This window comes from Enterovibrio qingdaonensis (assembly GCF_028683135.1).
GTDB classification, from domain to species: Bacteria; Pseudomonadota; Gammaproteobacteria; order Enterobacterales; family Vibrionaceae; genus Enterovibrio; species Enterovibrio qingdaonensis.
Genome location: NZ_JAJUBB010000029.1, coordinates 1 through 14044 on the forward strand (window position 1 = coordinate 1; position 14044 = coordinate 14044).

Consider the following 14044-nt stretch of genomic DNA (forward strand, 5'->3'; position numbering starts at 1 on the left):
CTCCTTGTGAGGCGGTTTTTTTGTGCGTAAAGAACAGCGGACAGTAAGTTGAATTATTTAAGCAGCATTAAGACACCCGATGTGTTTGCAGCCAGATAGAGTGGTGTAATATCTAAACACAAAGGCGTATTCCTGCCGGTGACATTTTAGAAATGCCTTTCTAGCAACAAAGTGTTTTTCAACAGAAACAGGTAACACCTAGTGCTGGTTGAAGAACATTGATAAAATTGGTGAGCACTGTCAAAGATTCGGAAGTGGTCTTTCATATATTTTCACTTCTGTTTTGCAGTGACAGCGGAAACAGTAGAACTTTTCTGTTCAAGCTAACGGCGTAATGCATGTCGTGGTTTGAATAACACAGCCAGCTTGCTGGTATGTGTGCGGCAACATGGAATGTTGATTGGCAAAGCCGAAAGCACAAGCCAAACTTCAAGGAGCCAAGTCCGCTCATCAAGTTGTGAGTACACACTGACCCGTACTGCAACTTGTTACTTGGTTTTGAGTATTTAGACTGGAGAAAGTCATGAGCGATCTAAAAGCAGCAGCCCTTCGTGCCCTTAAACTGATGGACCTGACCACCCTAAACGATGACGACACAGATGCGAAAGTGATCGAACTGTGTAAGAACGCGAAAACATCAGTAGGTAACACTGCTGCTATCTGCATCTACCCACGCTTTATCCCTGTAGCGAAGAAACAACTTCGCGAGCAAGGCACCCCAGACATTAAAATTGCTACTGTGACTAACTTCCCTCACGGCAATGATGACATCGAAATTGCGGTTGCAGAAACGAAGGCAGCGGTTGCGTACGGTGCAGACGAAGTTGATGTGGTATTCCCTTACCGCACGTTGATCGCAGGCGATGAGAAAACAGGCTTCGAGCTAGTTAAGCAATGTAAAGAAGCATGTGGCGAAGTAACGCTGAAAGTGATCATCGAAACGGGTGAACTGAAAGACGCTGCGTTGATCAAGCGTGCATCAGAAATCTGTATCGAAGCTGGTGCAGACTTCATCAAAACATCTACCGGTAAAGTACCTGTAAACGCGACCCCAGAATCAGCAGAAATCATGCTGACTGTTATCAAAGACATGGGTGTTGCTGAAACCGTTGGTTTCAAACCAGCTGGCGGTGTGCGTACTGCTGAAGATGCAGCAGAATACCTAGCGATGGCTGACCGTATCCTAGGCGGTGAATGGGCGGATAACGCACACTACCGTTTCGGTGCATCAAGCCTGCTAGCGAACCTACTCCACACGCTGGGTGAAGGTGATAAAGCAGCGGAAGGTGGCTACTAAGCCTTTCTGAGGGGAATGTTCGCATTCCCCGTTAACGCGAATTCACTTGGTTGCGAGGTCGCACTATGTACCTTCCTCAGGAAATCATCAGAAAGAAACGCGATAACGTTGCGCTGACAACTGATGAAATTAATTTCTTTATCCAGGGCATTGCCAAAGAGACTGTCTCTGAAGGACAGATCGCAGCATTTGCCATGGCCGTGTACTTCAATGACATGACCATGGATGAGCGTGTCGCACTGACGTGTGCAATGCGTGATTCCGGCATGGTCATTGATTGGTCACACATGAATTTTGATGGCCCGATTGTCGACAAACACAGCACTGGCGGTGTGGGTGATGTGACGTCACTGATGCTTGGCCCAATGGTGGCAGCATGTGGTGGTTATGTCCCAATGATCTCGGGTCGTGGTCTGGGGCATACTGGCGGTACGCTGGATAAGTTGGAAGCCATTCCTGGCTACAACATCACCCCTACAAACGACATTTTCGGTAAAGTGACCAAAGACGCAGGTGTGGCAATTATTGGCCAAACTGGTGATTTGGCACCGGCTGACAAGCGTGTCTACGCGACACGTGATGTGACGGCAACCGTAGACAATATCTCTCTGATCACCGCATCTATCCTTTCCAAGAAACTGGCAGCAGGCCTAGAGTCGTTGGTGATGGATGTGAAAGTAGGTTCTGGCGCATTTATGCCAACTTACGAACAGTCAGAAGAGCTAGCAAAATCTATCGTAGCGGTAGCAAATGGTGCGGGTACCCGTACAAGTTCATTGCTGACCGATATGAACCAAGTTTTGGCTTCCAGTGCGGGTAACGCGCTTGAAGTGAAAGAGGCCGTTCAGTTCCTGACCGGTGAATACCGAAACCCTCGCCTTTACAACGTCACCATGGCATTGTGTGCCGAAATGCTGATGATCAGCGGCCTTGCAAAAGACAAAGCGGAAGCGATGAACAAACTGCAAGCAGTGCTGGACAACGGTAAGGCAGCGGAATGCTTTGGCAAGATGGTGGCAGGCTTGGGTGGTCCGCTCGATTTTGTCGAGAATTACAGCAAATATTTAGCAACAGCAAACGTAATCAAACCTGTGTTTGCGCAGACCCCTGGCTTTGTATCCGCGATGGATACCCGTGCTATTGGCATGGCAGTTGTTGGTCTAGGCGGCGGACGCCGCGTTGCAAGCGATACAATTGATTATTCTGTGGGCTTCAGTGACGTTATCCGTTTGGGTATGCAGGCTGACAGCACCACGCCGCTGGCGGTTGTTCATGCTAAGGATGAAGCAGAATGGCAACAAGCTGCGGAGCAACTTCAAGCCGCGATGCGCATTACTGATGATGCGCCAGAAGCGACGCCAGAAGTGTACCGCCAGATCGGCCCACAAGACGTCTAAAGGAGGCGATCATGAAACGCGCGATTATTTTGGTTCTGGATTCTTTCGGAATTGGTGCAACGGAAGATGCACATAAATTTGGTGATGTAGGTGCAAACACCCTAGGCTCTATCGCAAAAGCGTGTGCCGAAGGCAATGCGAACAATGCAGACCGTGAAGGTCCTTTGACGCTGCCAAATTTGAGTGCGATGGGTCTTGCAAAAGCCTGTGAAGAATCTTCGGGTTACTTCCCAGAAGGTTTGGATGCGAATGCGAACATCGTTGCGGCTTACGGCCACGCTGCTGAGCTGTCTTCCGGTAAAGATACCCCGTCGGGTCACTGGGAAATTGCAGGTGTACCTGTCCTGTTTGATTGGGGTTACTTCACCGACAAGCAAAACAGCTTCCCGAAAGAGCTGACTGACCGTATTCTGGCGCGCGCAGGTATCCCTGATTACTTGGGTAACTGTCACGCATCAGGCACCGAGATCCTTGATGATCTGGGTGAAGAGCACATGAAAACTGGCTTGCCAATTTTCTACACCTCAGCGGACTCCGTATTCCAAATCGCGTGTCATGAAGAGACCTTTGGTCTTGATCGCCTGCTTGAGCTTTGCCAAATCGCTCGTGAAGAGCTGGAAGACTACAACATCGGTCGCGTTATCGCGCGCCCATTTGTAGGCTCAGGTAAAGGCAAGTTCGAGCGTACAGGTAACCGTCGTGACCTGTCTGTTGAGCCACCTTCAGCAACCGTGCTGCAAAAGCTGGTTGAAGAAAAGAATGGTGAAGTTATCTCGATCGGTAAGATTGCAGACATCTACGCTAACTGCGGTATCACCAAGAAAGTGAAAGCGACAGGTTTGGAAGCATTGTTTGATGCAACCAAAGACATGATGAAAGAAGCGGGTGAGAACAGCATCGTATTCACCAACTTTGTTGATTTCGACTCACATTACGGTCACCGCCGTAACGTTGCAGGTTATGCCGCTGCGCTGGAATATTTTGACAAGCGTTTGCCTGAGATCACAGAGATGATGGGTGAAGACGATATCCTAATCCTGACGGCGGATCACGGTTGTGATCCAACGTGGGAAGGCTCTGATCACACACGTGAACACATTCCTGTGTTGGTGTTTGGTAAGAAAGTACCGGCAGGCTCTTTGGGTCGTCGTGAGACTTTTGCCGACATCGGCCAGACACTGGCGAAGTACTTCGGTACGTCAGACATGGAATTCGGAAAATCTTTCCTGTAATTCCAAAGGAAATTCCGGCCATCGTCAGGTGATGATGGCCCGATTAGCGTCGGGTTAACTCCGAATTTTGATCAAAAGGAAATAAAAAATGGCAACTCCACATATCAATGCCGAAATGGGTGATTTTGCAGACGTAGTTCTGATGCCTGGCGATCCGCTGCGCGCGAAATACATTGCAGAAACTTTCCTGGATGACGTGAAACAAGTTTGTGACGTTCGCAACATGTTCGGTTACACCGGTACTTACAAAGGCCGTAAGATTTCTGTTATGGGCCACGGTATGGGTATCCCATCATGCTCAATCTACACCACTGAGCTGATCAAAGACTTCGGCGTGAAGAAAATCATCCGTGTAGGTAGCTGTGGTGCAGTGCGTGAAGACGTAAAACTGCGTGAAGTTATCATCGGTGTTGGCGCATCTACTGATGCGAAAATCAACCGTACCCGTTTCAACGGCCATGACTTTGCAGCAATCGCTGACTTCGACATGACTCGTAACGCAGTTGACGCAGCGAAAGCAAAAGGCATCAACGTACGTGTTGGTAACATCTTCTCTGCAGACCTGTTCTACTCTCCTGAGCCAGCATTCTTCGACACTATGGCGAAGTACGGCATCCTGGGTGTTGAAATGGAAGCGGCGGGTATCTACGGTGTTGCTGCAGAGTTCGGCGCGAAAGCACTGACTATCTGTACTGTGTCTGACCACATCAAGACTGGCGAACAAACCACGTCTGAAGAGCGTCAAACCACGTTCAACGAAATGATCGAAATCGCTCTAGAATCAGTTCTTCTGGGTGACGCAGAAGAAGCGTAATTCGCACATCTTCTTGCAAGAAAAAAGGATGGCTTTGGCCATCCTTTTTTATATTCCGCAATTCAATCTTCAGTCGTTGTTCTTCAGCAGGAAGGTTGAACGCCATATGTCTTTCCGGTTCGCAAACGTAAAGATCAACAATGCACCTGTCACCAACGCAACCAATATCATTGCTCGCACCAAATTAATGCTTTGCTCAAGGCGGTTTGATGCCGCTTTGATGACATTGCCGTGTTCAAGCGTAATGCGAACAAATCCTGTGATGTGTCCGCCATGAGCAACAGGCTCAACCAATTGTTGTCGTCCAATACTGGCAACAGCCAGAGGCGTATTTAGCCCTGTTAATTGCTCTAAGGGCATAGCACCTACCGAGGTAGCCAGAACGTTGCCACGCACATCGTAAACTGCTGCATCCAGAATCAGCGGCTCTTCTTGAAGGTTTGAAACCAATAATTGGAGTGTTTCCACGTCATCACCAGAAATGGCAGTGTAAGCAGTGGCTGCGGCTTGACGTAAAATAACTCGAGACAGAGATTCGGTCTGATCATAGAGCATCTTGTAGTTACGGTGGTTGAGCTGATTGCTGTACATAAACAGCATCAAGACAGTACCGAAACAGGCAACAATGACAATAAATTGCCAGAGTCGTTTTAGGCGTTTTTTATTTATTTGTAGCATATGCTGTCCAAGCTAAAGGTTGCTCGAAAAGAGCAGTGCAATCAATCAGCGACAGCTCAGTTTGATGTTCATGCGGAAAAAAAGCAAGAAACCCTTGGAGTTAGGCTCTGGGTCATACTACTGCGATGATGAAAAGAGTTTGATATAGTAATGTCAGATTTTGATAAGGACTTTATGCAATGGATGCAGCCTCGCTTTATTCAATAAAAAAGCACACCAAACTTTATAATCGTTTTCCTTCACTACGTTCGTTTCGCACGTCTGACTGCCGTCAAGCGGGTTGGTTAGTATACGGGACTCATGTGAGTGCCGCGTTTCTTAATGATCTCGAATTTCTGACTGGGGAGTACGCAGCCCCCATTATGGGGTGGACAGTTGGCCCTTATGACGTTCTTCTTATGCGCGGAGAGTTAACTCCGGAAGTGGTTGCCCTCTGTGACGCTTGGGCGTTTGATTGCGCACTGTTAGACAATATCCCTAGCCTCAATGAACCTGGCCTTGCGGTCTTTGATATGGACTCGACGGCCATTCAAATCGAATGTATCGACGAAATTGCCAAGCTGGCGGGTGTGGGTGAAAAAGTATCGGAAGTCACTGAGCGCGCGATGCGAGGTGAACTGGACTTTGAAGCTAGCCTTCGTGAACGTGTAGCGACCTTGAAAGGCACCGATGTGTCTGTGCTAGAGCAAGTGAGAAACACGATTCCTTACATGCCGGGTATGAAGCGCTTAACGGCGACAATGCAGGCTCGTGGTTGGAAAGTCGCCATCGCATCTGGCGGTTTCACTTGGTTCTCTGACAAGCTCAAAAGTGATCTTTCGTTGGCATATGCAGAGTCAAACCAGCTTGTGATTGAAAATGGCAAGCTCACGGGTGAAGTTGCAGGCACCATTGTTGATGCGCAACGCAAAGCAGATATCCTGCGTGATCTGGCAGAAAGCTATGATCTGACACAGGCAAATACGCTCGCAATTGGCGATGGCGCGAATGACCTGACCATGATGTCAGCAGCAGGCCTTGGCATTGCATATCATGCTAAGCCCAAAGTGCAGGAATTAGCGCAAGTATCTGTCAAACACGCGGACTTAGGCGGTGTGATGTGTGTGTTATCCGCCTCGTTACTGCCACAGCGATTGGGTTGGTAACGCTAAAAAGTTGAGATAAAAATGGCCACGATTGTCGTGGCCATTTTTGTTTTGGTGATTATTTTGGGCCAAACAGAAAAAGACCTAGTTCACCTCAAGCCGCAATAACACTTCGTCCGTGATGTCACTCATCTCACCGTAGACAGCCAGATCGGCAAACTCCATTTCAAGCTGTCGTGCACGTTGTGTGGAAAGTGCAACGAGTGGATCTAGGGCCTCAGGTGATAGCCATTGGCTGCCATCCTCGATGGGCTGCAACCAGTTCCTTATCGCATAAAACTTACCGCGTTTTTTGGCTTGGCTGATAAAAAACTTACGTTCTTCAGGTGTCGTGAAGCTTTCAAGTGGACGTGACTTAATGTTTGCGACCACATTATTCTCAAATTCTACAGCGATATACACTTCATGTTTGACTTGAGATAAGCGATTGCGTTGCCTTGTCACACCACTGGCGTATTTCATCAGGTGATTGCCCAATATCGGGGCCAATGACATACGCCCTTGTGCCGCTTTACTTTCCAACAGGCGATTGAGGTCAGACCCTGGATAGTTCGCGCCGATTGCTGCCAAGTGAAGGGTTTCTCCGCGAAGCATTAAAAAGTACGGAATCGTTGAAAGTCGAGTCAGCAACATCTGGTGCATGGCGTGCACCAATGGCGCATCGGGTAACACTTCATAGTCGACAGCGAGTTTATGGCGATTATGCTCAATGAGACGCTGTAGATAGCCACTTCGGTTGTCGCTGTATCTATCTTTCACCAGTGATAACTGAATGGTACTGCGATCAGCACTGATGCGAACCACTTTATAGGGTACGTTTGCAAGTGGTGCATTCGGGTCAAGGCGCTTAAGGTCAGTAAAGGTCACGGAGACCTCCTGATCTTTGTTGCCACCGAATGGTCGCGTCAGTACAACGTTCAACCCATTAGGTGAGAAGTCGATAGTTTCACCCTCGATCTCTCCACTTAAATGGTGGATAAGCGTGGTACTGGTGCGGTGTTGAAAACGCTCTTCCTTGCGTTGAGGGGCTAACTGAGAAGGTACCGCTTCGATACGCGAGATAGGATCACGCGTATGGACAAATTGGTTCAGTGTTTTCGATGGTAGCTTAGGTTTGCTAGGCAAACGAAAATCCGTATTGACGTGTGATTGCGTGAGGTCTTGAATGGTCGCGATATGCGTCAATTCATCAATCTGGCTGATGTACGCAGGAGAAACCTCTTGAAGGCGTTCAGCATCTTCGGCACTGATTGCTGCCATCGTGACACGAAGTACGCGCCATGAGGCTCTGGAGCTTCCCACGTGCCAAAACAGGTGGCGTTGCTCAGAGGTTAACTCCGTTGGGCAAGCAGAGAAGAAGAATGTTTTTCCTGCATGTTCATGGCTGAAACAATAAATAAGGGTTTCGCTGGTCGTTAAACCTTTCAATGCTAGATGTTGAAGTCGCTTGGCTGAAAAAAGCCTATCAATAACCGGCTGGTTTCGCTCATCATGCCAGTACTCCCAAAGCCCTCTATTGTGCTCGGTGAGCAAGCCATACTTTAACGACTCGTTGCTAAAGAAAACCTGCAGCGACGGCGTTTGCTCCAGAAAAATCTGCTCGAAACAACGCGCGCGTGTCGTCAGAAACTTATCCGCATTTTCTTGACGTGTTTTAACACTGTTTTGAGACAGCTTAATGGTAATCGCGTCTTTCACTGCGTCGGTACTGGTGACTAATCGTAAGCGGATACGCTGAAAGTTATCGCGAACAAGGTTCAGCTCTTTGCCAACAATACGGTATTTCAGCCCACTGAACAGTTCTGGTAACTGACATTCGTCACCGAGTTGCGGAAAGTAAACAATGATGGTTGAGCCAACATCATAAACAAACGATGACGGCAGTTTTACCTGCATACCAGAGTTAGACAGATCAACGGTGGATCCATTTATCTCAGTGCCATTTGAAAGAAACACCTGAATGCGGGTGGATAACTGGATGCGATTTTCGGAGCGCGAAAGGTATTGACCAAATTTGATAGGTTGCGCTTCGACCGTTTCATCTGAGAAATCTTCATAGATTTCTCCCGTCTTTTGGATTGTTCTGTGGCTGTTGGGTGTGTTGTGAAGCTCTTCCCATAGTCCTTGGGTTAATTGGCCTTGGTAAATATCTAATCGGCGGTGGTAAAGGTTAATCGCGACATCATCCAACCAGTGGTATTGGTCGTTCAAAACGTATTGTCGACAAGTACCCATCACCTTGCCACGAAGATCGATGGCCTTAGGGAATGGCGTCATCAATCGACGCACTTCCATCTTGAGAAGCAGGCGTTCTGGGTTGGATAGCTGTTGTGTGAGTTTATGCAGCAATTCATCGAACCCCTCTTTGTCGTAAAGAGGCAGCAGTTGATCGAAGAGTGGCTGATCGTGGTCCTTCATCATTATAAAATCTGGTAGAATCCTGAGACTTACTATCGGCTTGATAAGGCCATAGTTTACCTGTTTTCTCGCGATATTCGCGAAGAGTTATTTAAACTTGCTGTGTCTCGCAAACCTGCGGCACAGACGGTGTGGCTGGGAGATAGCATGTCTAAAACAAAACGCGCCTACGTGTGTAACGATTGCGGTGCTGATTACCCTCGTTGGCAGGGGCAGTGTTCAGCCTGTGGTGCTTGGAACACGATCACGGAAGTGCGTTTAGCCGCGTCGCCGCAAGTGGCTCGTGCAGAAAAATATGCGGGTTACGCCGGGACGACAGAGGCAAAAGTTCAAACCCTTTCAGCCATCGACCTTCAGGAAGTACCACGCTTTACCAGCGGTTTTAAAGAGCTGGACCGCGTGTTGGGTGGCGGTATCGTGCCGGGCGCAGCCATATTAATCGGCGGTAGCCCAGGCGCAGGTAAAAGTACGCTGTTACTGCAAACCATGTGCTGGCTGGCAAGTCAGATGCCAACCCTGTATGTCACAGGTGAAGAGTCGCTTCAGCAGGTTGCTATGCGGGCAGAGCGCCTTGGTTTGCCGAAAGACAAGCTCAAAATGCTGTCTGAAACCAACGTCGAAACCATTTGCCAAATTGCTCGCCAAGAACAGCCAAAAATCATGGTTATTGACTCGATTCAGGTGATGCACTGCGCTGACATTGCGTCCGCGCCAGGCAGCGTGGCACAGGTCCGTGAATCTGCCGCAGCATTAACGCGCTATGCCAAACAGCACAACGTGGCGATTTTCATGGTAGGTCACGTGACCAAAGACGGCACATTGGCGGGCCCGAAAGTGCTTGAGCACTGCATTGACTGCTCGGTGATGTTAGACGGGTCTAGTGACAGCCGTTTCCGTACCTTACGCAGCCACAAAAACCGTTTTGGCGCGGTGAATGAGCTAGGTGTCTTTGCAATGACTGGCCAAGGGCTTCGCGAAGTCAGTAACCCTTCTGCGATCTTTTTGAGTCGCGGTGAAGAAGCCACTTCCGGCAGCTCTGTCATGGTACTTTGGGAAGGGACGCGTCCATTGCTTGTCGAGCTACAGGCATTGGTGGATTACAGTCAATTGGCTAATCCTCGTCGTGTCGCAGTCGGTCTTGAGCAAAACCGATTAGCATTGTTGTTGGCGGTGTTGCACAAGCACGGCGGCTTACAAATGTCTGATCAGGACGTGTTCGTCAATGTGGTTGGTGGTGTGAAAGTCACCGAAACCAGTGCTGATTTGGCCTTGCTGCTTGCCCTTATTTCCAGCTTCCGTGATCGTCCATTACCCAAAGATTTGGTCGTGTTTGGGGAAGTGGGTCTTGCTGGTGAAATACGTCCAGTACCAAGTGGCCAAGAGCGGCTTATGGAAGCTGCGAAGCATGGCTTTAAACGGGCGGTTGTACCTATGGCCAATGCGCCGAAAAAAGACATGCCGGGCATGAAAGTGTATGGCGTGAACAAACTCTCAGATGCTTTAGCCGCGCTCGATGAGTTTGATTAAAAAACAGAAGGAAAGGTACGCCAGTACCTTTCCTTTTTAATGATGTTTTTATTTAACATCGTATTACTTATTCATCGTTGTCGACGCGAGGGTTGTATCCCCCTCGGGTTCTTTTACCGGTTGTGCGCTATTTACAGCATCCGATGCCAATTGAACCTGAGTTGAGACCATGCTTTCCACGATCTTCACGAGATTTACCCACTTCACCTTCTCTTCAGTTTTGAACAAAGATTCGAAGTTATCTGGTGTCCATGCGATAAAGTTCTTTGGATTTAGAGCCCTGCCCAAGAAGCGCACTTCATAATGAAGGTGTGGTCCAGTGGACAGTCCAGTATTGCCTGACCAGCCTATTAAATCCCCTTTCTTCACGAACTCACCCGTGTTCACGTTGAACTTGTCTAAATGCGCATAAAGCGTCATAAAACCAAAGGCATGATCGATTTTAAGTAGGTTGCCATAGCCTTTCTTGCGACTTGGGCGTTTGTATTCCACCACACCATCGGCAGGTGCATACACGGGCGTACCAATATCTGCGGTGAGATCCAGCCCTAAGTGAAATTTCTTGTTGCCAGTTACTGGATGCGTGCGAGAGCCATAGCCAGATGAACGGCGATAGCTTTCGATGGGCTTACCACTCGGAATAAGCTGCAACATGGTAGCGCGAACTGCTGAGTTGATGGCGGCAACGTCCAAACGATCAGCCAGTGGTAGGCTAGCGTCATCTTTTTCTAGGCCTAATACCTCTTCTACCGTTGATACGCGTTTAGTGAGGTAATTCAGCTGGCTGTCTTTGTCTTCAATGATTTGCGCGTATTCTTCTTCTTTATTGCTGATGAGCTGTTCAAGTTGCTGTCGTTGTTGGTTCAGCGATTCCAGTTGACCAGACAACTCAGTGCTCTGTTCTGTCATGTTTTTCAAAGAGACTTCGGCGGTGGTCGAGCGGTGATTCAGGTAATAAATCGTGGCGATGCTGGCGAAGATAGCAACGATCAAGGTTGCAAGCATCGACAAGAGCACTTTTTTCAGTGTCGGAGACAGTACGAAATGGCGGGAGCCATTCGCGTGGGAAACTGCAATTCGAATATTGTGGGGCATGATACGACTACTACATGTACTTATGCGCTGAAAAAACAGGTGAATTATACGGAATCTTTCAGATCTGTCAGTTGTGCTAATTCACGGTGGAGCAAATCATCGTTTCCGACATTCAGTTCGACAAGACGTTTTAAATGGCTAGCACTGTCGATGTCTATATGATCGATAAGAAAACGCAAATATTCGCCATTTTCTTGAATCAATCTCAATTCCATATCCAGTGTAATATCAGACTCACCGAGTGAAAACGTTACCCAATAGTCTTCATTGTTGCCTGTCGTCCAATCGATAGGTGCAGAAAGCAACGCACCTTTTAAGGACAGGTCGAGAACTTTTGAGCTCCATGAGCGATCACCCTGCCGGATGGTGGCGGGGACCCGATAAATTACTCGGGAGAATTGACGACGTTCCTGCATTTAACAATTCCTCGGTCGGATTTACACAAAGTGTAGGAGAGACGAGGCTATATCTCTACTTCGTTAGTTCGTCTCCGTGATGAACAGCTCGTCTTAAAAGTGTTTCGAAGCATAAAAAAAGGGCCACAAACGTGACCCTATTAACAAGACGTAAAAGGATTACTTGGTTACGCGCTTGTATTTCATGCGGTGTGGTTGCGCCGCTTGTGCACCCAGCGTTTGCTTCAGCCACTCACTGTATTCGTTGTAGTTACCTTCGAAGAAGTTCACTTTACCTTCGTCGCGGTAATCAAGAATGTGGGTCGCAATACGGTCAAGGAACCAACGGTCGTGCGAGATAACCATGGCACAGCCAGGGAATTCAAGCAGAGCTTCTTCCAATGCACGCAGGGTTTCTACGTCCAAGTCATTGGTTGGTTCATCGAGAAGCAGTACGTTACCGCCCGCTTTCAGCAGTTTTGCCAAGTGAACACGGTTACGTTCACCCCCAGACAAATCGCCGATGCGTTTTTGCTGATCGCTGCCTTTGAAGTTAAAGCGTGAACAGTAAGCGCGAGCAGGAAGTTCAAAGTTGTTGATACGGATAATTTCCGCACCTTCTGAAATTTCCTGATAAACGGTGTTGTTGTCATCCATGCTGTCACGGAACTGATCAACAGACGCCAGTTGTACAGTTTCACCTAACTCGATAGTACCGCTATCAGGCTGCTCTGTGCCGCTTAGCATTTTGAATAGGGTCGATTTACCTGCACCGTTCGCACCGATGATGCCAACGATTGCACCTTTAGGCATGCTGAAAGACAAGTCATCGATCAGAACGCGATCACCAAATGATTTGGTGAGGTTGTTCACTTCGATAACTTTGTCACCAAGGCGCAAGCCAGGTGGGATGAACAGTTCGTTGGTTTCGTTACGTCTTTGGTGATCAGTGCTGTTAAGCTCTTCAAAGCGTGCCATACGCGCTTTAGATTTCGCCTGACGACCTTTAGGGTTTTGACGAACCCACTCAAGTTCTTTCTCGATGGTTTTCTGACGTGCTTTTTCAGAAGACGCTTCTTGTTGAAGACGTGCATCTTTCTGCTCAAGCCATGAGGTGTAGTTACCTTCCCATGGAATACCTTCACCACGGTCAAGTTCAAGAATCCAGCCTGCAGCGTTATCTAGGAAGTAACGGTCGTGCGTGATTGCCACAACAGTACCGCTGTAATCTACCAAGAAGCGCTCCAACCAGCCCACTGACTCTGCGTCCAAGTGGTTCGTTGGTTCGTCAAGCAGCAGCATGTCAGGTTTTTCTAGAAGAAGACGACAGATCGCAACACGGCGACGCTCACCACCAGAAAGATGCTTAATTTTTGCATCCCATTCTGGAAGACGTAGCGCATCCGCAGCACGTTCAAGGGCATTATCAAGATTGTGGCCGTCTTTTGCTTGGATCAATGCTTCCAGATCGCCTTGCTCTTTCGCCAGTGCGTCAAAATCTGCATCAGGTTCAGCGTATGCCGCGTAAACTTGGTCCAGACGAGATAGTGCACCTGCAACGTCTGCAACCGCTTCTTCAACGGTTTCACGAACAGTTTTTTCTTCGTCCAGTTTTGGTTCCTGAGGCAGGTAACCTACTTTAATGCCAGGTTGCGCGCGCGCTTCACCTTCGATATCGGTATCGATACCAGCCATAATGCGAAGAAGGGTAGATTTACCTGCACCGTTCAAACCCAATACGCCAATTTTGGCTCCTGGGAAAAAGCACAGAGAGATGTCTTTCAGAATCTGACGCTTCGGTGGCACGATTTTGCCAACGCGCGACATGGTATAAACGTACTCAGCCATTTCTGCTCGCGTTCTCTTGTCGATAAGAATGAATAGTAATCGAGTATTCTATACTGAAACGGTGCCAAGATGCAGGTTTTGACGTGCTAATTTCTTATCGTGATCAAGCTCTAAAAATGCGTTTACTTGGAGGAACCTGTACAACGTTAACAGTAGAAGCCTCAGCGTTACAGTCGGTTACAACCTCTCCGTTTTCTG

11 protein-coding genes are annotated in these 14044 nt (G+C 48.3%); 6 read left to right on the forward strand and 5 right to left on the reverse strand.

Annotation, left to right across the window (positions count from 1 at the left end):
* Positions 1 to 523: 523 nt before the first annotated feature.
* The 4 genes from deoC to deoD all read left to right on the forward strand — a co-directional run bounded on the left by deoC (position 524) and on the right by deoD (position 4740).
* The gene (gene deoC, locus LRP49_RS23195) at positions 524 to 1297 is read left to right on the forward strand and encodes a deoxyribose-phosphate aldolase (protein ID WP_274145777.1); all 774 of its coding nucleotides are present in this window, start codon (positions 524 to 526) and stop codon (positions 1295 to 1297) included.
* Positions 1298 to 1362: 65 nt separating this feature from the next.
* Positions 1363 to 2694 carry a thymidine phosphorylase gene (gene deoA / locus LRP49_RS23200; RefSeq protein WP_274145779.1) on the forward strand — a complete coding sequence of 444 codons (1332 nt, stop codon included), beginning with the start codon at positions 1363 to 1365 and terminating at the stop codon, positions 2692 to 2694.
* An 11-nt stretch (positions 2695 to 2705) separates the two neighbouring features.
* Positions 2706 to 3926, forward strand: a complete 1221-nt coding sequence (locus LRP49_RS23205; protein ID WP_274145780.1) for a phosphopentomutase — start codon at positions 2706 to 2708, stop codon at positions 3924 to 3926.
* An 88-nt stretch (positions 3927 to 4014) separates the two neighbouring features.
* Positions 4015 to 4740 carry a purine-nucleoside phosphorylase gene (gene deoD, locus LRP49_RS23210; RefSeq protein WP_067419958.1) on the forward strand — a complete coding sequence of 242 codons (726 nt, stop codon included), beginning with the start codon at positions 4015 to 4017 and terminating at the stop codon, positions 4738 to 4740.
* Positions 4741 to 4809: 69 nt separating this feature from the next.
* Here deoD and LRP49_RS23215 read toward each other — a convergent pair whose 3' ends face one another.
* A complete protein-coding gene (locus LRP49_RS23215) occupies positions 4810 to 5418 on the reverse strand; it encodes a YtjB family periplasmic protein (protein ID WP_274145783.1) in 609 nt (202 codons plus the stop codon).
* 179 nt (positions 5419 to 5597) lie between these two features.
* Here LRP49_RS23215 and serB point away from each other — a divergent pair, with 179 nt between their 5' ends.
* The gene (serB, locus tag LRP49_RS23220; protein ID WP_274145784.1) at positions 5598 to 6563 is read left to right on the forward strand and encodes a phosphoserine phosphatase; all 966 of its coding nucleotides are present in this window, start codon (positions 5598 to 5600) and stop codon (positions 6561 to 6563) included.
* Positions 6564 to 6647: 84 nt separating this feature from the next.
* Here serB and LRP49_RS23225 read toward each other — a convergent pair whose 3' ends face one another.
* Positions 6648 to 8984, reverse strand: coding sequence for a PilZ domain-containing protein (locus LRP49_RS23225; protein WP_274145785.1), 2337 nt, complete (start codon positions 8982 to 8984; stop codon positions 6648 to 6650).
* Positions 8985 to 9128: 144 nt separating this feature from the next.
* Here LRP49_RS23225 and radA point away from each other — a divergent pair, with 144 nt between their 5' ends.
* Positions 9129 to 10508: a DNA repair protein RadA gene (gene radA / locus LRP49_RS23230; protein WP_274145787.1), complete on the forward strand. Its 1380-nt coding sequence runs from the start codon at positions 9129 to 9131 to the stop codon at positions 10506 to 10508.
* A gap of 63 nt (positions 10509 to 10571) precedes the next feature.
* On the opposite strand, the gene LRP49_RS23235 is transcribed toward radA, so the two are convergent.
* From LRP49_RS23235 to ettA, 3 genes are all read right to left on the reverse strand, one after another.
* Positions 10572 to 11603 (reverse strand): M23 family metallopeptidase, encoded by a 1032-nt coding sequence (locus LRP49_RS23235; protein ID WP_274145789.1) that lies wholly within the window; start codon positions 11601 to 11603, stop codon positions 10572 to 10574.
* 44 nt (positions 11604 to 11647) lie between these two features.
* Positions 11648 to 12019, reverse strand: coding sequence for a PilZ domain-containing protein (locus tag LRP49_RS23240; RefSeq protein WP_274145791.1), 372 nt, complete (start codon positions 12017 to 12019; stop codon positions 11648 to 11650).
* Positions 12020 to 12178: 159 nt separating this feature from the next.
* Positions 12179 to 13846 (reverse strand): energy-dependent translational throttle protein EttA, encoded by a 1668-nt coding sequence (ettA, locus tag LRP49_RS23245; protein WP_274145792.1) that lies wholly within the window; start codon positions 13844 to 13846, stop codon positions 12179 to 12181.
* Positions 13847 to 14044 lie beyond the last annotated feature (198 nt).